A 668-nucleotide genomic window follows, 5' to 3' on the forward strand; every position below is an offset into this window, starting at 1 on the left:
TTCTCCCCGCAGCGCAGTGCGGTCAGGCAACTGCGGAAGAGGGTCATCTCCTCGGCCGTGAGGACGGCCGCGGCCAGATTCAGCAGTTCGTTCAGGGCGGCCGGCGTGAGGACCGCGGGGAGTTCGCCGGAAAGCAGGACCACCGGCTCTCCGGTCCGGTGGCGGACGACGGCGGTGGCGGTCGCCCCTTGAACGACAAGCACGTGCACCCCTCTCACCGGAGGCCCCGGGTCCACGAACTCGTCGTCCCGAGACTGGAGAGAATATCCCCGTGCTCCCCACTCTTTGTCCGTTCTGGGTTACTTCACCACCACACGCCCCGTCAGGCACGGCATGGGCATGGCCAATCGGACGCCGGGTACCGGTCAGCGGACTGCAGCAAGGGCCAAATCAGCACGCTGCTGCACCAGATGGACCGGGCCGTCCGCAGTAGACGCCGAGCGGCGTTTGGCGTTGCGATGTTCCCTGCGCCGGCGCGCGCCCCCAGGGGTCAGCCGGACTCCGGACCGGACGCCGACCGGGGCTCGGTGGAGCTGCGGAGGAGCGATTCGACGAGGGCGGCGACGTGCCGGCGGTCGGCTTCGGACAGTTGCTGGACGCTGGCGATGAGGGTGGCCACCTCGGGGTCGGGGGTGGTGCCGGTGCCGTCCTCGACGTACAGGTGGATC

The 668-nt window shown here is 69.6% G+C and carries 1 protein-coding gene; it reads right to left on the reverse strand.

The annotated features are described in order from the left end of the window. Positions 1 to 203: hypothetical protein (locus tag PV350_RS46890; RefSeq protein WP_500339343.1), on the reverse strand; the 203-nt coding region annotated here is incomplete at its 3' end. Positions 204 to 668 lie beyond the last annotated feature (465 nt).

Source organism: Streptomyces sp. PA03-6a (assembly GCF_033792765.1).
Taxonomy (GTDB): domain Bacteria; phylum Actinomycetota; class Actinomycetes; order Streptomycetales; family Streptomycetaceae; genus Actinacidiphila.